The organism is Pseudoroseomonas cervicalis ATCC 49957, assembly GCF_000164635.1.
In the GTDB taxonomy this organism is placed as follows: domain Bacteria; phylum Pseudomonadota; class Alphaproteobacteria; order Acetobacterales; family Acetobacteraceae; genus Pseudoroseomonas; species Pseudoroseomonas cervicalis.
This window is the reverse complement of record NZ_GG770777.1, coordinates 450,348-471,060: the sequence shown is the minus strand read 5'-3', so window position 1 is coordinate 471,060 and position 20,713 is coordinate 450,348. Positions and strand designations below refer to the sequence as shown.

The window sequence follows — 20,713 nt, the reverse complement described above, 5'->3', positions numbered from 1 at the left end:
TGGCCGCCCTGCGCGACCGCATCGAGGCCGGGCTGGGCCTGGAGGTCGCCGGCGCCGGCGCGCCGCGCCTGCCCAACACCACCTGCCTGATCCTGCCCGGCATCGCGGCCGAGACGCAGGTGATCGCCCTCGACCTCGCCGGCGCCCAGGTCTCGGCCGGCGCCGCCTGCTCCTCCGGCAAGGTCGCCGCCAGCGCCGCGCTGCTGGCCATGGGCCTGGGCGAGAAGGCGGGCCACGCCATCCGCGTCTCGCTCCCCTGGAACGCGCCGGACGATGCGGCGGAGCGCTTCATCGCCCTGCACCGCGCCATGCGGGAGCGCCTGGCGCGTCGCGGCTGAGCGTATCGCCAGGCGATGCCCCGGCCCGGCGCCGCGCCGGGCGGGGCCGCTTCTTTCCTGTGCGGCATTGCGATCTCTCCGGCGGGGCGGGTGGAACTGGCGCCGCCTCGCGGCGGTGCTAGCGTCCTTCGCAGACGAGTCCGGCCCAACGGACCAGCACGGCGCCTCCCTCTCCCTCCGCCCGCTGCGAGGAACGAACCCATGCCCGATCCCGCCCTCCTGGAGCGTCTGCGCCAGGCCGTGGACGCCAATTTCGACGCCGAGGTGAAATTCCTCGCCGAGATCGTCCGCTTCCCCAGCCTGCGCGGGCAGGAGGCGCCGCTGCAGGACTGGCTGGCGCGCCATTTCGCCGGGCGCGGCTATGCGGTGGACCGCTTCACCATCGCCGACACCCCGCTCGCCGCCCATGCCAAGGCCGCGCCGATGGTCGAGGCCGATCCCGCCGCCTCGGTGCAGGTGGTCGCCACCCATCGCGCCAAGGACCCCTCCGGCCGCAGCCTGATCCTGCAGGGCCATATCGATGTGGTGCCCGAAGGCCCGGCCGAGATGTGGACCCACGCCCCCTACGCCGCCACGGTGCGCGATGGCTGGCTCTATGGCCGTGGCGCCAATGACATGAAGGCGGGCGTCGCCTGCATGATCTGGGCGATGGAGGCGCTGCGGAAAGCCGGGCTGGAGCCCGCCGCCGATGTCCATTTGCAGACGGTGACGGAGGAGGAGAGCACCGGCAACGGCGCCCTGGCCACCCTGGCGCGCGGCTACCGCGCCGAGGCCTGTCTGATCCCCGAGCCCACCGGCCACACCATCACCCGCGCCCATACCGGCACGCTGTGGTTCCGTATTCGCGTGCGCGGCGTGCCGGTGCACGTGGCCCAGGCGCAGACCGGCACCAACGCCATCCTCTCCGCCCTGCACATCATCCAGGCGCTGCAGCAGCACACCAGGGCGCTGAACGAGGCCGCCAAGTCCGACCGCTGGTATGCCGGGGTGCAGGACCCGATCAAGTTCAACCCGGGCATCATCCGCGGCGGCGACTGGGCCAGCTCCACCCCCGCCTGGTGCGAGGTGGATTGCCGCATCGGCCTGCTGCCCAGCATGGAGGTGGCCGACGCCATGGCCGCCGTGGAACGCTGCATCGAGGCCAGCCGCGCCGGCGACACCTTCCTGGCCAACAACCCGCCGGAAGTCTCCTGGCACGGCTTCCAGGCCGATGGCTTCGTGCAGGAACCGGGCACCGAGGCCGAGGCGGTGCTGGCTGCCGCCCACCAGGGCGTCTTCGGCGCGGCGATGCAGGAACGCATCACCACGGCGGTGAACGACACCCGCTATTACGGCCGCTACTACAACATGCCGGCGCTCTGCTACGGCCCCTCCGGCGAGGGCAACCACGGCTTCGACGAGCGCACCAGCCTCGACAGCCTGCGCCAGACCACCCTCTGCATCGCGGCCTTCATCGCCGATTGGTGCGGGGTCAAGGAAATCTCTGAAAAATAGCCAAGCAAGCGCGGGGGAAGGCCTTCCCCCGCACCCCCTTCTTTTCTGCAAGGCTGCCGCCCACCGGTGACGACGGGCTCGCCCGGACTGCGCCTTCCGTCCGGCGGCGAGGGGGACCATATTCCCGCCATGGCCGCCGCGAACCGCCCCATCTACCTCGATAACCACGCCACCACGCCGTTGGATCCGCGCGTGCTCGCCGCCATGCGGCCCTGGTGGGAAGAGAACTTCGCCAACCCGCACAGCGCCGAGCACGCCCTCGGCCGCGCCGCCGAGGAAGCGGTGGAGGAAGCGCGCCGCCACGTCGCCAGCCTGCTCGGCGCCGACCCGCGCGAGATCATCTTCACCTCCGGCGCGACCGAATCCAACAACCTGGCCATCAAGGGCGCGGCCCGCTTCGCCGCCCGGCAGGGCGATGAACGCCGCCGCATCATCACCCTGGCCACCGAGCACAAATGCGTCCTGGAAAGCGTTCGCGACCTGGAAGCCGAAGGCTTCGAGCCGGTGATCCTGCCGGTCGGCCCCGATGGGCTGCTGGAGCCGGACCGGCTGCGTGAGGCGCTCTCGGTGCCGACACTGCTGGTCTCGGTGATGGCGGTGAACAACGAGATCGGCGTGGTGCAGGACCTCGCCACCCTGGCGGCGCTTGCCAAGGAAGCCGGCGCCCTGTTCCACACCGACGCCGCCCAGGGCGCCGGGCGCATCGCGCTCGATGTCCGCGCCCTGCCGGCCGATCTCATCTCCGTATCGGGCCACAAGATCTACGGGCCCAAGGGGGTGGGGGCGCTCTATGTCCGCCGCCGCCCGCGGGTGCGCCTGGCGCCGCTCTTCTCCGGTGGCGGGCAGGAGCGCGGCCTGCGCTCCGGCACCCTGCCGGCGCCACTGCTGGTTGGCCTGGGCGAGGCGGCCCGCCTGGCCCTGGCCGAGCGCGAACTGGACGAAGGCCGCATCGCCGCCCAGCGCGACCGCTTCCTGGCGGCGCTGGCGGCGCATCTGCCGGGTGTCCGGCTGAATGGCAGCCCCGGGCAGCGTGTTCCGGGCAATCTGAGCCTCACCTTCCCGGGCGGCGTCTCCGCCCAGTCCATGCTGGCGGCGCTCACCGAACTCTGCGTCTCCAGCGGCTCCGCCTGTTCCTCGGCCGAGGTCGAGCCCTCCTATGTGCTGCGCGCCATCGGGCTGGACGAGGCCGCGGCGCGCGCGACCTTGCGGATCGGCATCGGGCGGTTTACGTCGCCGGCGGATGTGGAACGCGCGGCCACCCTGCTGGCGCGCGCCTGGACCCACGCTCTTTCCGAAACCCGAGACGCGGCGGAGTAGACGAACGGCGATGCCGAAGATGACCTTCATCGAGCGCGACGGAACGCGCCGCGAGGTGGATGCCCCCCTCGGCCTCTCCGTGCTGGAGATCGCCCACAAGCATGGCGTCGATATCGAGGGCGCCTGCGAGGGCAGCCTCGCCTGCTCGACCTGCCATGTCATCGTCGACGCCGGCTGGTTCGCCAAGCTCAACGAGCCGACCGAGGATGAGGAGGACATGCTCGACCTCGCCTTCGACCTGCAGGAGACGTCGCGCCTGGGCTGCCAGCTCATCATGAGCGAGGAACTGGACGGGCTGGTGGTGAAGCTGCCCGCCGGCACCCGCAACGCCAGCTGAACCGGGAGAGGCCATGTTCGTGTCCCCCTATGGCGCGCCGGGCGGGCTGCTGCACCGGCTGCGCGACGCCTCCGCCGAACGGTGGGACGCGTATTGCTGGCACCCCTTCGTGCAGGGGCTGGCGGAGGGCACGCTGCCCCTGCCGGCCTTCCGCCGCTACCTGGTGCAGGACTGGCTGTTCCTGATCCAGTTCGCCCGCGCCAAGGCGCTGGCCGCCTTCAAGGCGGAGAGCCTGGAGGCGCTGCGCGGCAAGGCCGCCGCGCTGAACAGCCTGCTGGGCGAGATGAACCTGCATCTCTCCTATTGCCGCGACTGGGGCCTCTCGGAAGCCGATGTGCTGGCCGAGACGGAGGCCCCGCAGACCGTGGCCTACACCCGCTGGGTGCTGGATCGCGGCATGGCGGGCGACATCCTCGACCTCGAGGTGGCGCTGGCCCCCTGCACCGTGGGCTATGGCGAGATCGCCCAGCGGATCGAGGCGCATCCCGGCCGCCGGCGCGACGGCAACCCGTATGAAAGCTGGATCGCCACCTATGGCGGCGCCGAGTACCAGGCGCTGGCCCGCGCGGCGGCGGAGCGGCTGGATGCGCTCGGCCGCAGCCATGGCGGCGAGGCGCGCTTCGCCAGCCTCTCCGCCACCTTCTCCGAGGCGGCGCGGCTGGAGGCGGATTTCTGGCAGATGGGGCTGGACGCCGCGCCATGAGGATCGTCGTCGCCATGTCCGGGGGCGTCGATTCCTCTGTCGTCGCCGGGCTGCTGAAGGAGCAGGGGCACGAGGTGATCGGCGCCACGCTGCAGCTCTACGACCATGGCGCCGCGATCGAGAAGAAGGGCGCCTGCTGCGCCGGCCAGGACATCCATGACGCGCGCGATGTCGCCGACCGCCTCGGCATCCCGCATTACGTGCTGGACCGCGAGCGCCGCTTCCGCGACGCGGTGATCGAGGACTTCGCCGAGGCCTATGCCCGCGGCGAGACACCCATCCCCTGCGTGCGCTGCAACCAGACGGTGAAGTTCCAGGATCTGGTGGAGCTGGCCCGCGACCTCGGCGCCGACGCCCTGGCCACCGGCCACTATGTCCGCCGCACCGAGGGTGAGGCCGGCGCCGAGCTGCGCCGCGCCGCCGACCCGGCCCGCGACCAGTCCTATTTCCTGTTCGCCACCACCCGGGCGCAGCTGGAATTCTGCCGCTTCCCGCTGGGCGACTACACCTCCAAGGCCGAGGTGCGGGCCGAGGCGCTGCGCCTCGGCCTGGCGGTGGCCGAGAAGCCGGACAGCCAGGACATCTGCTTCGTCCCGCAGGGCAAGTATGCCGACCTGGTCGCGAAGCTGCGGCCGGAGGCGGTGGCGGAAGGCAGCATCGAGCATGTCGATGGCCGTGTGCTCGGCACCCACAAGGGTGTCGCCCGCTACACGGTGGGGCAGGGGCGGGGCCTTGGCATGGCCTCCCGCGACGGGGAGGAGCCGCTCTACGTCACCGCCCTCGACCCGGCGCGCAAGCGGGTTGTGGTGGCGCCGCGCGGCGCCCTGGCCTCGCCCGAGGTGCTGGTGGGCGAGGTGAACTGGCTGATCGACGCCCCCGCCGTGCCGCTGCCCTGCCAGGTGAAGCTGCGCGCGCGCGAGATGCCGCAGCCCGCCATCGCCCATTGGCAGCCCGAATCCGGCCTGCTGCGCGTGGTGCTGGAGCAGCCGGCCATCGCCGCGCCGGGCCAGGGCTGCGTGCTGTATGACGGCGATCGCGTTCTCGGCGGCGGTTTCATCCGCCGCGCGACACAGGCCATTGACAGCGAAGGCCGGGCCGCCTAATTCGCCGCCACCCGATCGGGACGCTGTGGCGGCGTAGCTCAGCTGGTTAGAGCACGGCACTCATAATGCCGGGGTCAGCGGTTCAAGTCCGCTCGCCGCTACCAAACACCGCCCGATCCGGGTTTCGACAGGCAGGCCTTCGGGCCTGCCTGTTGCGTTTCCGGCCTTGCCCTGGCGTGGCCCGTGGCGCCCGCAGGGCGCTTCCCCGCATCTCGTTTCTGACAGGCAGCGCCCGCTTCGCGCAGGGACCGCGCTGGCTCCGCACCTTGTCGCTGGCCGGCCTGCCGCGCCTCTCGGGCATGAAATCACGAAACCGTGATAATTTGTCTTGATGAACCATTAAGTTGAAGGAAAATGGCCCCGTATCGCGGAGGGCAAGGCATGTGGCTGCAGCGATTCTTCCAGCGGGAAGCCGGCAAGCCGGCGCCGGCCGCCTATCTCCCCCAGCCCGTCGGCCGCGCCGCGCCCGGCTTTGCCGAGGATCTGTCCAGCCTGGCCTTTCCCCCGGCGCCGCGCGCCTCCTCCCGTCCGCAGGAACGCCCGGCTGGCGCGCCGGCCCCGCAGCCGCGCCGTGGCGCGCCGGCGGAGGGCTCGCCCTTTCCCGGCACCGGGCCGCACGGCCATCGCGGCCGGTTGCGCAGCCGGCTGCTGGAACGCGGCCCCGGCGCCCTGGCCGATTACGAGGTGCTGGAGATGCTGCTCTTCTTCGCCTTCAAGACCGGCGACACCAAGCCCTTGGCCAAGGCGCTGATCAACCGCTACGGCAGCTTCGCCGCCGTGCTGGCGGCGCCGCAGCAGGAGTTGCTGGAGACGCCGGGCCTGGGCGAGCACAGCGTCAGCGCCCTCAAGCTGGTGCAGGACGCCGCCCTGCGCCTAGCCCGCGCCGAGGTGGCCGAGCATCCGGTGCTGAACAACTGGGACCGGCTGCTGGACTATCTGAACGCCGCCGTCTCCCGCGAGAAGATCGAGCAGTTCCGCATCCTGTTCCTCGACAGCAAGAACCGCCTGATCGCCGACGAGGCGCAGGCGCGCGGCACGGTCAACCACACCCCCGTCTATCCGCGCGAGGTGCTGCGCCGGGCGCTGGAGCTGCACGCCACGGCGCTGATCCTGGTGCACAACCACCCGAGCGGCGACCCGACGCCGAGCAGCGCCGATATCGAGATGACGGGCGAGATCCGCCGCGCCGCGCAGGTCTTCTCGGTGGTGCTGCATGACCATCTGATCATCGGCAATGGCCGCCATTTCTCCTTCCGGCGGGAGCATCTGCTGTGACCGCTCCCGCTCCGAAATCGCCTTGCGATACAGAGGGATGGATATTCTCCGGCGGTGGCGGCGGGACGGTTGCCAGCACTGAAAAAAAAGCGTTTCCCTGGCCCCGAGCAAGCCAGGAGACGCTGTATGCCCCGCCCGACCGCCGCCCTGACAGGGCGCCGCCTGCCCGCCCTGGCCCTGCTGCCGGCCCTGCTGCTGCCGGCCCTGCCGGCCACGGCGCAGACGCTGCGCATCGCGCTCGCCGCCGAGACCACCTCGGCCGACCCGCACAACTACGCGCTGACGCCCAACAACACGCTGCGCCAGCACGTCTTTGAATCCCTGGTCGAGATCGACGCCGACCTGCAGGTGACGCCGGCCCTGGCGGAGCGCTGGGAGCGGCAGGACGACCTGACCTGGGTCTTCCACCTCCGCTCCGGCGTGCGCTTCCACAACGGCCAGGAATTCGGCGCGCCGGACGTGCTGTTCAGCTATTGCCGCACGCTGAACAATGAGGGGGAGGTGGTCTCCTCCTATTCCCGCCTGGTGCGGCGCTTGGCCAAGGTCGAGGTGGTGGATGAGCGCACCCTGCGCCTGACGACCCGCGAGCCCGAGCCGCTGCTGCTGAACGACCTCAGCAACCTGGCGATCCTGCCGCGCACCCTGATCCAGGCCGCCGCGCTCGACTTCTCGGCCGGGGACAAGTGCGGCTATGACGGCGCCTGGCCTGCGGCGGCGCAGTTCAACGACACCAGCGCCGCGATCGGCACCGGCCCCTACCGGCTGCGCGGCTACAGCCGCAGCGCGGCCACCGAGCTGACGCGCTTCGACGATTACTGGGGCGAGAAGCCGCATTGGCAGAGCGTGCGCCTGACCCCCGTCACCGCCGCCGGTCCGCGCCTGGCGGGGCTGCTGGCCGGCGACCACGACCTGATCGAAAGCCCGGCCACCGGCGACCTGCCGCGGCTGCGCGAGAACGCGGCCATCCATGTGGCCGCCAAGCCCACGACGCGGCTGATCTTCCTGCAGCTCGACGTGGCGCGCGCGCCCAGCCCCTTCGTGCAGGGCGGGCAGGGGGCGAACCCGCTGCAGGATGTGCGGGTGCGCCAGGCGCTGTCGCTGGCGATCGACCGCCGCGCCATCGAGCAGCGGGTGATGGATGGCATCGCGACGCCGGCCGGCCAGTATCTGCCCGAGGGCATGGCCGGCACCATCCCCGGCCTGCCGGTGCTGCCCTACGACCCCGCCCGCGCCCGCGCCCTGCTGCGCGAGGCCGGCTATGCGGATGGCTTCAGCCTGACCTTCCACGCCACCAACAACCGCTACATCAACGACGCAAGGCTGGCCCAGGTGCTGGCGCAGTTCTGGCAGCGCATCGGGGTGAAGGTGGAGCTGGACGCCATGCCGAGCTCGGTCTTCTTCGGCCGGCGCGGCAAGCGGGAATTCAGCGTCGCCATGGGCGGCTGGTCGGCCGATGCGGCGGAGACGCTGATGTTCTTCCGCTCCTGGCTGATGAGCACCAACCGCGAGCGCGGCATCGGCACCAGCAATTACGGCGGCTGGTCGGAGCCGCGCTTTGACGGCCCGGCGCAGCAGGCCATGGCGACCATGGATGCCGCGGCGCGCGACACGCTGCTGCGCCAGGCGAGCCAGGTGGCGCTGGAGCAGATGCCGGTGATCCCGGTGCATTTCGAGAATGCCGTCTGGGCCTCGCGCCAGGGCTTCCGCTATGCCGGCCGCGTCGACCAGACCACGCTGGCCGCCGAGGTGAAGCCGGCGCCCTGAGCGGCGCCACGGCCCTGACCCGGCGCTGCGCCACGCGCGCCGCGCCACCCCCTCCTTGCCCCGCCGGAGGCCGCGCAGGCCGCCCCGGCCGGGCCCTCTCGCAGGATCCTGCCATGTCTTTCGCCGACACCCTGGGCCGCGCGCTGGCCGCGCCTGGCCGCCATGCCATTCCCTTCATCGACGCGGCGGGCGACCCCACCCGCCCGGTGACGCTGCATTGCTACCGGCCGGAGGGCTGCACGCCGGACAGCCGCGTCGTGCTGGTGCAGCACGGCATGGGCCGCAATGGCGACGAGTATCGCGATTTCTGGATCCCGGCCGCCGACCGCCACAACCTGCTGATCGTCGCGCCGACCTTCGCCGATGCCGAATATCCCGGCGCAGAGCTGTACAACAATGGCCATGTGCTGGATGCCGAGGGCCGGCTGCGCCCCGCCGCGCAATGGGGCTATGCCGTTCCGGCGCGTGTCTTCGCCTGGCTGCGCCAGGCCGGGGTGACGCGGCAGGAGAAGGCCTATCTGTTCGGCCATTCGGCCGGCGGGCAGTTCGGCCACCGCATGGCGGCGACGCAGGATCTGGCCCCGTATCAGGCAATCACCGTCGGCAATCCCGGCTGGTACACCCTCCCCACTCTGGAAAAGACCTTTCCGGAGGGCATGGGCGGCATCGGGCTGGACGAGGCGGCGCTGCTGCGCCTGCTGGCCTATCCCATGACCATCCTGGCCGGCGAGCAGGATATCGAGACCTCCGGCCCCAGCCTGCCGGCGCAGCCGGCGGCGCTGGCCCAGGGGCCGCACCGTTTCGCCCGCGCCCAGGCCTATTTTGCCGCCGGCCAGGCGGAAGCCGCACGGCGTGGCGTGGAATGCCGCTGGCAATTGGTGAAGGTGCCGCATATCGGCCATGACGGCGCCGCCATGTCCCGCGTCTGCGCCAGCCTGTGGTTCGACGGCGTGCTGCCGGAGGATGCGGTGCTGCGGCAATGGGGTGGCGGCGCCGGCGCACTCTGACCGCTTCGCGGCGTTCTTGCAGGGAAATTGACAAATACCACATCGTCATGTGTGTATATGTCGCGAACCCCGCAGGAGCGTCCCGTGAGCACTGTCCACGTCATCCACGAGAACCCCGCCTGGCTGCCGCCGCTGGCCCAGGCCTTCGACCGCATCGGCCTGCCCTGGGCCGAGATGGACCTCTCGCGCGGCGTGTTCGACCTCTCGCGCCCGCCGCCGGAAGGCGTGTTCTACAACCGGATGAGCGCCTCCTCGCACACCCGCGGCCATCGCTACGCGGCGGAGCTGACGGCAGGGGTGCTGGCCTGGCTGACGCGGCACGGCCGCCGCGTGGTCAATGGTCCCGCCGCGCTGGATCTGGAGATCAGCAAGGTCCGGCAATATGCGGCGCTGGAGAGCGCGGGTCTGACCATTCCACGCACCGTCATGGTGCAGGACGACCATGACGCGCTGCTGGCCGCCGCGCGGCGGCATTTCGCCCCCGGCCCGCTGATCCTGAAGCCCAATCGCGGCGGCAAGGGCCTTGGTGTGCGGCTCTTCGCCTCGGTCGAGGCGCTGGCCGAGCATCTGCGCGCCGCGCCGGCGGAGGAGGCGCCGGTGGATGGCATCTGGCTGCTGCAGGAGCAGATCCGCGCGACGCGTCCGGTCATCACCCGCGCCGAATTCGCCGGCGGCCGCTTCGTCTATGCGGTGGAGGTCGACACCAGCGCCGGCTTCGAGCTGTGCCCGGCCGATGTCTGCGCCGTGGGCGATGCCTTCTGCCCGGTCGGCACCGCCCCGGCCGCGCCGCCGCCGGCGCCACGCTTCCGCGTGCTGAAGGAGGGGATCGAGCCCGGCCTGCGCAGCAAGCTGGAAGGCTTCCTGGCGCGGGCCGGCGTCGATGTGGCGGGCATCGAGTTCATCCGCGACGCCGAGGGGCGGGTCTTCGTCTACGACGTCAACACCAACACCAACTACAATGCGGAGGCCGAGGCCGAGGCGGGCCTCGCCGGCACCGAGCGCTCCGGCCCCGGCGCGCTGGCCGCCTTCCTGGCGGGCGAACTGGCCCGCACCCATCGCCAGGCCGCCTGAGCCGCCTTGCGGGAAAGCTGAGACCCGGGCCGGGACTTCACCCGGCCCGGCTTTTTTCAGGGGGGGCGGCGCCGCCTTACCCCGCCAGCAACTGGCTGGCATCGCCCTCCAGGCAGAGGGCGATGAACTCGTCCGGCGCCATGGGGCGGCCCCAGAGCCAGCCCTGCACCTCGTGGCAGCCGATGCTGCGCGCCTGCTCCAGCTCGCTCTCGGTCTCCACCCCCTCGGCCACCAGGCGCAGGCTCAGCGCATTGGCCATGGCGCCGATCGCCTGCAGGAAGGCGACGCCGGCGGCATCCCGCGCCGCGTCGCGGATGAAGACGCGGTCGATCTTCAGCTCGTCGATCGGCAGGTGCCGCAGGCGGGAGAGCGAGGAATAGCCGGTGCCGAAATCGTCGATGGCGACGGCGCAGCCCAGGCGCTGCAGCTCGCGCAGATTCTCGTCGAGAAGCCCGGGGCCGCCGATCAGCGCGCTTTCCGTCAGCTCGATGCCCAGGCGGTCGCCCGGCACGCCCTGGCGCGCCAGCCGCGCCGCGATCATCGCGGTCAGGTTGTGGCGGGCGAGCTGCGCGGGCGGGAAGTTCATCGAGACGCGCTGGCCAGGGCGCAGCCGCGCCAGCAGGGGCATCACTTGGTCGAAGACGAATTCGGTGACCGGCTGGATCAGCCCGGTCTCCTCGGCCAGCGGCACGAAATCGGTGGGCGGGATCAGGCAGCCATCCTCGCGCCGCCAGCGCACCAGCGCCTCGCCCCCGGTCAGGCGGCGCTGATCGGCGGTGTAGCGCGGCTGCACCTCGATGAAGAGGCCGCCCTGGTCGAGGGCGCGGCGCAGCCCCTGGGCGGTGGCGAAGCGGCGTGCCGCCTTGCTGCGCATGGCGCCCATGAAGCTGCGGATGCTGCCCGGGGCGCGGCCCTTGGCGTCCAGCAGGGCGATCTCGGCGGCTTCCAGCAGCCCGTCGGGGCGGGTGTCGTCATGCGGCGCCATGGCGATGCCGATGGTCACCGGCGGCAGGCGGAAGCCGCTCTCGCCATGGCCCTCCGGCACCGCGCCCTCGACCGAGACGGCGATGCGCCCGGCCAGCACCGGCCCGGCCTCGGCATCGGCCACGTCGCGCAGCAGCACGGCGAAGCGGTCATTGCCGAAGCGCGCCAGCAGGCTGTCATGCGGCAGGACGTCGGCGATGCGGCGGGCGGCGGTGCGCAGCACGCGGTCGCCGGCGGCGAAGCCGATGGTGCCGTTCAGCGCGCTGAAATCCACCAGATCGACCAGCAGCAGGGTGCAGCGGGCGCCGGGGCGGTCGAGCAGCCGGCCCAGCTCCTCCTTCAGCCGGCGCTGGTTGGGCAGGCCGGTCAGCTCATCGTTGAAGGCCAGGCGCTCGATGCGCTGCTGCGCCTCATGGATGGCGGTGTTGTCGCGCAGCACGCCGATGAAATGGCGCACCCCGTCCAGCTCCACCTCGCTGAGGCTGAAATGGATGCGCAGCATCCGCCCGTCGCGGTGGCGGGCGAAGCTCTCCTGGCCCGAACTGCCGACCGGGGCGGGGCGCACCCGCAGATAGCGCTCCAGATACGGCCCCAGCTCCCCGGCATCGAGCGGGTTGCCGATCTGCGAGACGTGCCGGCCATGCAGTTCCTCGACCCCCCAGCCGAGGATCTCCACCACCTTGCGGTTGGCGTAGAGGATGTGGCCGTGGCTGTCGGCCAGCACGATGCCCTCGGCGATGTTCTCCACCACGGCGCGGAAGCGATGCTCGCTCTCCGAGACGCGCTGCATGGCGTCCTGCAGCTCGGTGATGTCGCGGCCGATGGAGTGGATCTCGAGCATGCGGCCATGCTCGTCGAAGGCGGCGATCTCGACCCAGTGGCGCCAGCGATAGCCGCCGCCCTGATGGCGCTGCCGCAGGATGTGGCCCAGCATCGGTTCGGCCGGGGTCAGCCGGGCGCGGTGCGCCAGCGCCGCGGCCCATTCCTCCTCTGGCAGCAGGTCGGCCAGGCGGCGGCCCAGCAGATGCTGCGGGCCGCGCTGCATGGCGCGGGCATAGGCGGCATTGACGAAGGTGAAGCGGCTGTCGGGCAGGGTGCGGCAGACCAGCGCCTCCTGCGCCAGGAAGGTGTCCACCACCAGCTGGCCGCCGGTCTGGTGCGCCATGCGCCGCCGCGCCATCTCGCCGGGGTCGATGCCATAGCCGACCAGCATGGCGGTGGCGCCGCTGGCGTCGGGCAGTGGGATCAGCGCCATGTCCCAGTCGCGCGGGCCGGTTTCATGCGGCAGGCAGGCGGTCAGGTCGATCGCCTGCTGCGACGTCCAGGCTGCGTCGAGCTGGGCGTTCAGATGTTGCGCCAGTTCGGGCGGGAAGAGCTCTTCCGGGCTGCGGCCGGTCAGCGCCTCGATGCCGCGCCCGGCGGCCTGGGCCAGCGCCGGGTTGACCAGGACGAAGCGATACACGCCATCAAACCGCCCGGCCAGGAAGGCGGGCAGGGGGCAGCGCGCCAGAAAAAGAGACAGGTCCCCATGGGACATCGTGATGCGCCACCCCATTCCAGCCGGATTCGGTGAGCGGGCCATGGTCGAACGCGACCCTTGGCGGTTTTCTCACCGCTGCGACTGCCCGCATCATGTCAAATAAATGGACGTGTTTGCAAGGAATGGAGACAGGATCGGCCTGGAAAGGCCATGGCGCAGCCGGGGAAATATCTCCTTGTGGATTGAAATTGAAAGATAAAATCAGAAACGGCTCATTTTCTGTCCACTGAGACAGGTTTCCTGGCGGCGGCAGGCTCTTCTATCAGGGATTGCGGCACCGCGGAACGGGTCCGGGCACCGCAATCCCCGGTTGTTCACAGGCTGCGATTCGCCCGCGCCAGCACCGCCTCGAACAGCACCTGGCAGCCGGCCGCCGCCTCCTCCGGCAGGATGCTCTCCGCCTCGTTGTGCGACAGGCCATCCTTGCAGGGGGTGAAGATCATCGCCGTCGGCACATGGCGGGCGACATAAACCGCGTCATGCCCGGCGCCGGAGATGATCTCCCGCGCGCTGTAGCCCAGCTTCGCCGCCCCCTGGCGCACCAGCTCGACGCAGCCGGCATCGAAGGGCTGCATCGGGATGCGGAACAGCTCCTTCAGATCCAGCCGGCAGCCATTGGCTTCGACCAGGGCCTTGGCCTCGGCCGGGAAGCGGGCGGCCAGCCCCTCGATCTCGGCATCCTCGGGGTGGCGGAACTCGATGGAGAAGCGCACCTCGCCCGGCACCACGTTGCGGCTGTTGGGCAGGACATGCAGCTGGCCCACCGTGCCGCGGCCATCCTCGCCGCGTTCGCGCATCAGGGCGTCCACCCGCTCGATCACACGCGCCGCGGCCACCAGCGCGTCGCGCCGGGCGGAGGGTGGGGTGGTGCCGGCATGCGCGTCCTGGCCGGTGACCACGGCATCATACCAGACCTGGGCCTGGGCGCCGGTGACGATGCCGATCTGCCTGGCCTCGCGCTCCAGGATCGGGCCCTGCTCGATATGCAGCTCGAAATAAGCATCGGCGGGGAAGGGGGCGGCCTTGTGCTCGCCCTTGTAGCCGATCGCCTCCAGCGCCTCGCCGACGCTGACGCCCTCGACATCATGCAGGCCATAGACCTTGTCGAGCGAATACACCCCGGCCCAGGCGCCGCTGCCCATCAGCGAATGGCCGAAGCGGCTGCCTTCCTCATCGGTCCAGTTCACCAGCTCGATCGGCGCCTCGGTCTGGATGTTGAGGTCGTGCAGCGTGCGCATCACCTCGAGCCCGGCGATGACACCGAGGGCGCCGTCGAACTTGCCGCCCGAGGGCTGGCTGTCGAGATGGCTGCCCATCAGCACCGGCGGGCGCGACGGGTCGCGCCCCTCGCGCCGGGCGAACATGTTGCCGATGGCGTCCACCCGCAGGGTCAGGCCCAGCGCCTCGCACCATTGGGAAAAGCGCTCGCGGCCGGCCTTGTCCACCTCGGTCAGCGTCAGCCGCTTCACGCCGCCCTTCGGCGTGGCGCCGATCTCGGCCATGCTCATCAGGCTGTCCCAGAGACGCTTGGCGTCGATCCGCTGATTGGTGCCGGACATCGAATTCCCCTTGGCTTGCAGGCTTGGCCATCTTGCCGCCCGGGTGCCGCTCTGCAAGCCTGGGTCCGACCCCGGAAGGAGATCCCGCATGGCCCATGCCCTCGGCGCGCCGCGCACGCCGGCCATCCTGCGCAATTCCGATCTCGACGCCGCTTCGGTGCGCCAGGCGCGCATCGACCTCGCCGCCTGCTTCCGCATGGCGGCGCGGCTCGGCCTGCAGGAAGGCATCTGCAACCATTTCTCCGCCATGGTGCCGGGGCGGGACGACCTGTTCCTGGTCAACCCCTATGGCTGGGCCTTCGCCGAGGTCACCGCCTCCCGCCTGCTGGTCTGCGACTTCCAGGGCAATGTCGTGGCGGGCGAGGGCACGCCGGAGGCCACCGCCTTCTACATCCATGCCCGGCTGCATATGCGCCATCCGCGCGCCCGCGCCGCCTTCCACACCCACATGCCCAACGCCACGGCGCTCTCCATGCTGGAGGGGCCGCCGCTGGTCTGGGCCGGGCAGACGGCGCTGAAATTCTACGGCCGCACCGTGGTGGACGAGGACTATAACGGCCTGGCGCTGGACGAGGCCGAGGGCGACCGCATCGCCGACGCCATGGGCGAGGCCGATATCGTCTTCATGAAGAACCATGGCGTCATGGTGGTGGGCCCCACCATCGCCGAGGCCTGGGACGACCTCTACTACCTGGAGCGCGCCTGCGAGGTGCAGCGCCTGGCGCTCACCACCGGCCGCCCGCTGAAGCCGGTGCCGGCCGAGCTGGCGCAGCGCACCTATGACCAGATGCGCAGCGGCGACAGCGAGAGCGCCCGCCTGCACCTGGAGAGCTGCAAGCGCATCCTGGCGCGGGAGGAACCCGACTATCTCGACTGAGCCCGCCAGCGGCCCCGTCGCCCGCCAGCGCCAGATCGGCTTCGCCTGCCTGCTGGTGACGGCGATCGGCTGGGGCCTGACCTGGCCGGTGCTGAAGGCGGTGCTGCAGGAGTTGCCGCCGCTCACCGCGCGCGGCCTGGGCGGGCTGCTGGCCTTCCTGCTGCTGGCCGCCGTCGCGCTGCTGGCCCGCCTGCCACTCGCCCTGCCGGCCGGGGAGCGTGGCGCGGTGCTGCTGGCCGCCCTGCTGAACTTCTCCGCCTGGATGGGGTTCTCGACGCTGGGCCTGCTCTGGCTCTCGGCCGGGGAGGCGGCGCTGGTCGCCTACACCATGCCGGTCTGGGCGGCGCTGCTGGCCTGGCCGGTGCTGGGCGAGAAGCCCAGCGCCGCCCGCATCGGCGCGCTGCTGCTGGGCTTCTCCGGTGTCGGCGTGCTGGTCAGCGCCCAGGGCGTGCAGGCGGGGGCGGAGAAGCTGCCCGGCGTCGCGCTCGTCCTGCTGGCGGCGCTGTGCTTCGCGCTCGGCGCCGTGCTGAGCAAGAAGCGGCCGCTGCGGCTGCACCCGGTGGCGGCGGTGATCTGGCAGGTGGGCCTCGGCAGCCTGCCCATCCTGGCCGGCGCCCTGTTGCTGGAACGCCCGGTCTGGAGCGGCGCCGGGCCGGTCGCCTGGGGCGGTGTGCTCTACATGGCCGTGGTGCCGCTCTCGCTCTGCTACGTCACCTGGTTCGGCGCGCTGCGCCGGCTGACCGCCAACACCGCCGCCATGGGCACGCTGCTGACGCCGATGATCGGCATGCTGGCCAGCGCCGCCCTGCTGGACGAGCCGCTGGGCTGGCGCCAGGGCGTGGCCATGGCGCTGACCCTGAGCGGCGTGGTGCTGGCGCTGCGCGGCTGAAGCGCATAGAGGCGTGCGGCATGAGCGATGCCGCCCCCGCCCCCCTCGACCATCCCGACCAGCGCCCGATCCTGCGCCTGCTGCCCGGCCGCGACCGGCGGGTGAAGGCCGGCCACCCCTGGGCCTTCTCCAACGAGATCGCCATGACGCCGGAGGCCCGCGCCTTGCCGCCCGGCACGCCGGTGCGGCTGGAGGGCGATGACGGGGTGCGCCACGGCACCTGGCTGTTCAACCCGCACAGCCTGATCGCGGCGCGCTTCCTCTCGCCGCACCAGGGCATCAACCTGGACAAGCGCTTCTTCCGGCAGCGCCTGGCCGAGTGCCTGGGCCTGCGCGAGCGGATCATCGGCGCCCCCTATTACCGCCTGGTGCATGCCGAGGCCGACCGGCTGCCGGGCCTGGTGATCGACCGCTATGGCGACACGCTGGCGCTGCAGGCCAACACGGCGGGGATGGAACTGGCGACGCCGCTGCTGGTGGCCGCGCTGCAGGATCTGATCTCGCCCTGCGCCATCGTCGCCCGCAACGACGCCGCGGTGCGCAAGCTCGAGGGCCTGCCGGAGGAGAGCCGGCTGCTGCTGGGCGAGGATGCCTCGGCGCGGGTGCAGCAGGGCGGGCTGGATTTCTCGATCGACCTGCTCTCCGGCCAGAAGACCGGCTGGTTCTTCGACCAGCGCGACAACCGCGCCCGTGTCGCCGCGCTCTGTCCGGGGGCGACCATGCTGGATGCCTTCTGCCACACCGGCGGCTTCGGCCTGCTGGCGGCGGCGGCGGGGGCGAAGCACGTCACCCTGCTGGACCGCAGCGAGCACGCCCTGGCGCTGGCCATGGACACGGCGCAGCGGCACGGCTTCGGCGAGCGTGTCGCTGCGGTGAAGGGCGAGGCGCTGGAGACGCTGGAACGCATGCTGGGCGAGGGGCAGCGCTTCGACGTTGTGGTGGCCGACCCGCCGGCCTTCGCCAAGACCCGCAAGGACAATCCGGCCGCCATGCGGGCCTATGCCAAGCTGGCGCGCATCTCGGCCGGGCTGGTGGCGCCGGGCGGTTTTCTTTTCATTGCCTCCTGCTCGCACCACGTCTCGCCGGGCGAATTCACCGATGCGGTGGCGCATGGCATCAGCCGCACCCGCCGCCCGGCCCGGCTGCTGGCGACGGTGGGCGCCGGACCCGACCATCCGGTGCATCCGCTGCTGCCGGAAAGCTCTTATCTGAAGGGCTTGCTGCTGCATCTTGCCGAGTGAGGCGAAGCCTGTCCGGGGTGGCACAGGCACCCCGGACAGGCTCTCTTCATTTCTCGGATGTGCCCGGCAAGGCGTTGTTTATCAAACAACCGCAGTCAGGAAAAAGCGGCGGAAGGGCAGCAGCACGCTGCCATCCGCCTGCCGCGGATAGTGCGGCCGCAGCGCCTCGGCATAGTCGTGCAGGAAGGCGGGGCGCTCCGCCTCGGGCAGCGCGTCCAGATAGGGGCGCAGGCTGCTGCCCATGGCCCATTGCACCACCGGCTCCTCGCCCCGCAGCACATGCAGGTATTCGGTGAACCAGAGGTCGAGCGAGCGGGTCAGCGGCCGCAGCAGGTCGTAATAGGCGCCCGCCTCCAGGATCGGCGGGGCGGAGCGGATTTGTCCCAGTTGCGTGGCCCAGCGGGAGGAGGCCGCCAGCCCATCCTGCAAGGCCCGCAGCGGCGCCGCGTGCATGGCCGGGATCTGCACCGCCAGCATGCCGCCCGGCGCCAGGGCCCGCAGCAGGCGCGGGAACAGCGTCTCATGCGCCGGCAGCCAGTGCAGCGCGGCGTTGGAGAAGATCAGGTCGAAGGGCGCGTCGGGCGCCCATTTGGCCAGATCGGCCTGCTGCGTCTCGAAGCCATTCTCCCGCGCCTTGGCCAGCATGGCGGCCGAGCCATCGACGCCCAGCACCTGCGCACCGGGGAAGCGCGCCGCCAGCAGGGGCAGGGCATTGCCGGCACCGCAGCCGAGATCGGCCACCCGTCGCGCCGCCGGCAGGGTCAGGCGCGCGATCAGGTCGATGGCCGGGCGCAGCCGCTCATCGCCGAAGCGCAGATACTGCTCGGGGTTCCAGCTCGGATTGCCGCTCAAGACCCCAGCGTCCGGTCGAAATGCCGCTTCACCAGCAGCAGGCCATAGCCGACCGCGAACAGGAAGATGGCCAGGCCGATATGCTCGGTTGTGATCACGGGCGTGTTGCTGCGGGCGATCAGCAGCCCCATCAGGGCCAGGATCCCGAGCAGGACCAACCGAAAACCATCATTGAGCTTCACCGTCCATCTCCCTGTTCCTGAAAGATTAACGCCGCAGGGGCAGCCGCGGCGCGCGGCGGATCAGGCCGCCACCCAGCCACCATCGATCGACAGCGCCGCGCCATTCACCGCGCCGCTGCCCGGGCCGCAGAGATAGAGCGCCATGCGCGCCACCTCCTCGACCTCGACCCAGCGCTTGCTGGGCTGCTTGGCCAGCAGATAGTCCTTCAGCGCCGCTTCCTCGGACACGCCGTGCTTCTGCGCCAGCGGGCCGACCTGCGCCTCGGCCAGCGGGGTGCGGACGAAGCCGGGGCAGATGGCGTTGCAGGTGATGCCGGTCTGCGCCACCTCCAGCGCGATCACCTTGGTCATGCCGACCACGCCATGCTTGGCGGTGACATAGGCGACCTTCTCCGGCGAGGCGACCAGCCCATGCGCCGAGGCGATGTTGACGATGCGGCCCCAGTTGCGCGCCCGCATGCCCGGCAGCACCGCCTTGCTGGCGTGGAAATTGGCCGAGAGGTTGATGGCCAGGATGGCGTCCCACTTCTCCTCGGGGAAGTCCTCGACCGGGCTGGTGAACTGGATGCCGGCATTGTTCACCAGGATGTCCACCGGGCCGAGCGTCTCCGCCGCCTCGGCGCACATGGCGCGCACCTGGTCGGGCTTGGACAAATCGGCGGCCGAGTGTGGCGGCAGGCTGCCGTCGCCGGCCTCCGCCACGGCGCGGCGGGCGGCCTCGATGTCCTCGGGCTTGCCGAAGCCGTTCAGCATGACCCGGGCGCCGGCCGCCGCCAGCAGGCGGGCGATGCCAAGGCCGATGCCGCTGGTGGAGCCGGTGACCAGGGCGGTCCGGCCGGCGAGACTCTGTTCCATGCGAGGCACTCCATTTGCTCTGCGCGGCGTTTTCCGCGCGGGATGCTGCGGCGGCTCAGGGCAGGCGGATGGCCCACCCCGCCAGTCGTCGCATGATCGGCGCCGCCCATGGCGGCGTATAGAGGGCGGCGGCGGCCTGGCGCAGCACCTCGGCCCGGCTGGACGGGGCGAGCGGCAGCTCGGCCAGGGCGGAGAGCGGCAGCTTGTGCCCGATCATCAGCCCGAGCAGCGCCGCCAGCTCCCCGGCGCCACGGCCGAGCAGCCCGGCGCCCAGCAGCCTTCCCTGCCCATCCAGCACCAGCTTGGCCAGGCCGGCGGTGTCGCCCTCGGCGATGGCGCGGGGGCTGGCGGCCAGGCTCTGGCGCTGGATGCGCGGCGTGTGGCCGGCGGCGCGCGCCTCCGCCTCGGTCAGCCCGATTTGCGCCAGCTCGGGCTCGGTGCCGATGCGGCGCGGCAGCGCGGCATCGTCCAGCCGCGCCGGCAGGCGGAACAGCAGGGAGCGGGCCAGCACCGCCGCGTGCCGGTCGGAGGCGGCGGCGGCGCGGCGCGGGTCCATGCCCTGCGGGTCGGCGATGTCGCCGGCGGCCCAGACGCGGCGGTTGCTGGTGCTGCGCAGGTCGCGGCCGGTGGCGACGCCGCGCGGTGTCACCGCCACATTGGCGGCCGGCAGGTCCAGCGGCGCCAGGCGCGGCGCGTGCCCCACGGCGAACAGCAGGTGCGAGCCGGTGAGCCGCGCCCCGCCCTCCAGCACCAGCGCCAGCCCCTCCGGCGCCGGCTCCAGCGCCATGGCGCGGCTGTTCTCCAGGATCTCCACCCCGTCCTGGCGCAGCGCCTCGCGCAGCGTCAGGCGCAGCTCCGGCTCTTCGTCGGCCAGGATGTTGGGCGCCGCCTCGACCAGCGTCACCCTGCAGCCGAGTCGGGCATGCGCCTGCGCCATCTCGACGCCGGTGGCGCCGCCGCCCAGCACCAGCAGGTGGCGCGGCGGGGTGTCGAGCGCCAGCAGCGTCTCGCGCGTCAGCCAGGGCAGGCCGACCAGGCCGGGCAGATCCGGCACCACGGGGGCACGCCCGGCGGCGATGACGGCGCGGCGGAAGCGGTGGATGCGGCCTGCCGCCTCGATCCGGTCGGGGGCGGTGAAATGCGCGCTGGCCTGGACCAGGGTGATGCCCTCGCCGCGCGGGCGCGCCGCCGATTCGGCGGCCAGCGCCGCCGCTTCGCTCTCCCGGACATGGCGGCGCAGCGCCGGCCAGTCGATGTCCGCCCCTTCCGAGCGGATGCCGAGCGCGCTGCCGCGCAGCGCCGCGGCGCGGTGCGCGGCGGCCAGC

General features: G+C 71.7%; 18 protein-coding genes, 1 tRNA gene and 1 pseudogene. 14 read left to right on the top strand and 6 right to left on the bottom strand.

Annotated features, from left to right (window positions below; genetic code table 11):
• The 11 genes and pseudogenes from HMPREF0731_RS01995 to HMPREF0731_RS01945 all read left to right on the top strand — a co-directional run.
• Positions 1–338, top strand: a pseudogene (locus HMPREF0731_RS01995) (cysteine desulfurase); the annotation flags it as partial.
• Positions 339–539: 201 nt separating this feature from the next.
• A complete protein-coding gene (locus HMPREF0731_RS01990) occupies positions 540–1,832 on the top strand; it encodes an ArgE/DapE family deacylase (RefSeq protein WP_007002325.1) in 1,293 nt (430 codons plus the stop codon).
• A 129-nt stretch (positions 1,833–1,961) separates the two neighbouring features.
• Positions 1,962–3,149 carry a cysteine desulfurase family protein gene (locus HMPREF0731_RS01985; RefSeq protein WP_007002324.1) on the top strand — a complete coding sequence of 396 codons (1,188 nt, stop codon included), beginning with the start codon at positions 1,962–1,964 and terminating at the stop codon, positions 3,147–3,149.
• A gap of 10 nt (positions 3,150–3,159) precedes the next feature.
• On the top strand, positions 3,160–3,486 hold the full coding sequence (locus HMPREF0731_RS01980) for a ferredoxin family 2Fe-2S iron-sulfur cluster binding protein (RefSeq protein WP_007002323.1): 327 nt from the start codon (positions 3,160–3,162) through the stop codon (positions 3,484–3,486).
• 13 nt (positions 3,487–3,499) lie between these two features.
• Positions 3,500–4,189, top strand: a complete 690-nt coding sequence (locus tag HMPREF0731_RS01975) for a TenA family protein (protein ID WP_007002322.1) — start codon at positions 3,500–3,502, stop codon at positions 4,187–4,189.
• Complete coding sequence (mnmA, locus tag HMPREF0731_RS01970) at positions 4,186–5,292, top strand: tRNA 2-thiouridine(34) synthase MnmA (RefSeq protein WP_007002321.1); 1,107 nt, start codon at positions 4,186–4,188, stop codon at positions 5,290–5,292. Before HMPREF0731_RS01975 ends, mnmA begins: the two co-directional genes overlap by 4 nt.
• Before the next feature lie 27 nt (positions 5,293–5,319).
• Positions 5,320–5,396 (top strand) — tRNA-Met (locus HMPREF0731_RS01965).
• Between the two features lie 277 nt (positions 5,397–5,673).
• Entirely contained in the window at positions 5,674–6,567 is an 894-nt protein-coding gene (gene radC, locus HMPREF0731_RS01960) for a RadC family protein (protein WP_007002320.1), read from the top strand.
• 126 nt (positions 6,568–6,693) lie between these two features.
• On the top strand, positions 6,694–8,331 hold the full coding sequence (locus HMPREF0731_RS01955; RefSeq protein ID WP_007002319.1) for an ABC transporter substrate-binding protein: 1,638 nt from the start codon (positions 6,694–6,696) through the stop codon (positions 8,329–8,331).
• 113 nt (positions 8,332–8,444) lie between these two features.
• Positions 8,445–9,338: an alpha/beta hydrolase family protein gene (locus tag HMPREF0731_RS01950; RefSeq protein ID WP_007002318.1), complete on the top strand. Its 894-nt coding sequence runs from the start codon at positions 8,445–8,447 to the stop codon at positions 9,336–9,338.
• An 84-nt stretch (positions 9,339–9,422) separates the two neighbouring features.
• Positions 9,423–10,409, top strand: coding sequence for an ATP-grasp domain-containing protein (locus HMPREF0731_RS01945; RefSeq protein ID WP_040611839.1), 987 nt, complete (start codon positions 9,423–9,425; stop codon positions 10,407–10,409).
• Between the two features lie 76 nt (positions 10,410–10,485).
• On the opposite strand, the gene HMPREF0731_RS23010 is transcribed toward HMPREF0731_RS01945, so the two are convergent.
• Both HMPREF0731_RS23010 and HMPREF0731_RS01935 read right to left on the bottom strand, forming a co-directional pair.
• On the bottom strand, positions 10,486–12,930 hold the full coding sequence (locus tag HMPREF0731_RS23010; RefSeq protein WP_169312245.1) for a sensor domain-containing protein: 2,445 nt from the start codon (positions 12,928–12,930) through the stop codon (positions 10,486–10,488).
• A gap of 317 nt (positions 12,931–13,247) precedes the next feature.
• Positions 13,248–14,492: a Zn-dependent hydrolase gene (locus tag HMPREF0731_RS01935; protein ID WP_007002314.1), complete on the bottom strand. Its 1,245-nt coding sequence runs from the start codon at positions 14,490–14,492 to the stop codon at positions 13,248–13,250.
• An 88-nt stretch (positions 14,493–14,580) separates the two neighbouring features.
• Here HMPREF0731_RS01935 and HMPREF0731_RS01930 point away from each other — a divergent pair, with 88 nt between their 5' ends.
• Genes HMPREF0731_RS01930 through HMPREF0731_RS01920 form a run of 3 tightly spaced genes read left to right on the top strand, consistent with a single transcriptional unit; the run spans position 14,581 to position 17,499 of the window.
• Positions 14,581–15,369: an aldolase gene (locus HMPREF0731_RS01930; RefSeq protein WP_007002313.1), complete on the top strand. Its 789-nt coding sequence runs from the start codon at positions 14,581–14,583 to the stop codon at positions 15,367–15,369.
• Positions 15,272–16,258 carry a DMT family transporter gene (locus tag HMPREF0731_RS01925; protein WP_083854413.1) on the top strand — a complete coding sequence of 329 codons (987 nt, stop codon included), beginning with the start codon at positions 15,272–15,274 and terminating at the stop codon, positions 16,256–16,258. Before HMPREF0731_RS01930 ends, HMPREF0731_RS01925 begins: the two co-directional genes overlap by 98 nt.
• A 20-nt stretch (positions 16,259–16,278) precedes the next feature.
• Positions 16,279–17,499: a class I SAM-dependent rRNA methyltransferase gene (locus HMPREF0731_RS01920; protein WP_007002311.1), complete on the top strand. Its 1,221-nt coding sequence runs from the start codon at positions 16,279–16,281 to the stop codon at positions 17,497–17,499.
• Between the two features lie 81 nt (positions 17,500–17,580).
• Here HMPREF0731_RS01920 and HMPREF0731_RS01915 read toward each other — a convergent pair whose 3' ends face one another.
• From HMPREF0731_RS01915 to HMPREF0731_RS24845, 4 genes are all read right to left on the bottom strand, one after another.
• Positions 17,581–18,351, bottom strand: coding sequence for a methyltransferase domain-containing protein (locus HMPREF0731_RS01915; RefSeq protein ID WP_007002310.1), 771 nt, complete (start codon positions 18,349–18,351; stop codon positions 17,581–17,583).
• Positions 18,348–18,509, bottom strand: coding sequence for a hypothetical protein (locus tag HMPREF0731_RS23970; RefSeq protein WP_007002309.1), 162 nt, complete (start codon positions 18,507–18,509; stop codon positions 18,348–18,350). The genes HMPREF0731_RS01915 and HMPREF0731_RS23970 overlap by 4 nt, the downstream gene beginning before the upstream one ends.
• A gap of 84 nt (positions 18,510–18,593) precedes the next feature.
• The gene (locus tag HMPREF0731_RS01910) at positions 18,594–19,388 is read right to left on the bottom strand and encodes a 3-hydroxybutyrate dehydrogenase (RefSeq protein WP_007002308.1); all 795 of its coding nucleotides are present in this window, start codon (positions 19,386–19,388) and stop codon (positions 18,594–18,596) included.
• 55 nt (positions 19,389–19,443) lie between these two features.
• The coding region (locus HMPREF0731_RS24845; protein ID WP_007002307.1) for an FAD-dependent oxidoreductase at positions 19,444–20,713 on the bottom strand (1,270 nt) is incomplete at its 5' end.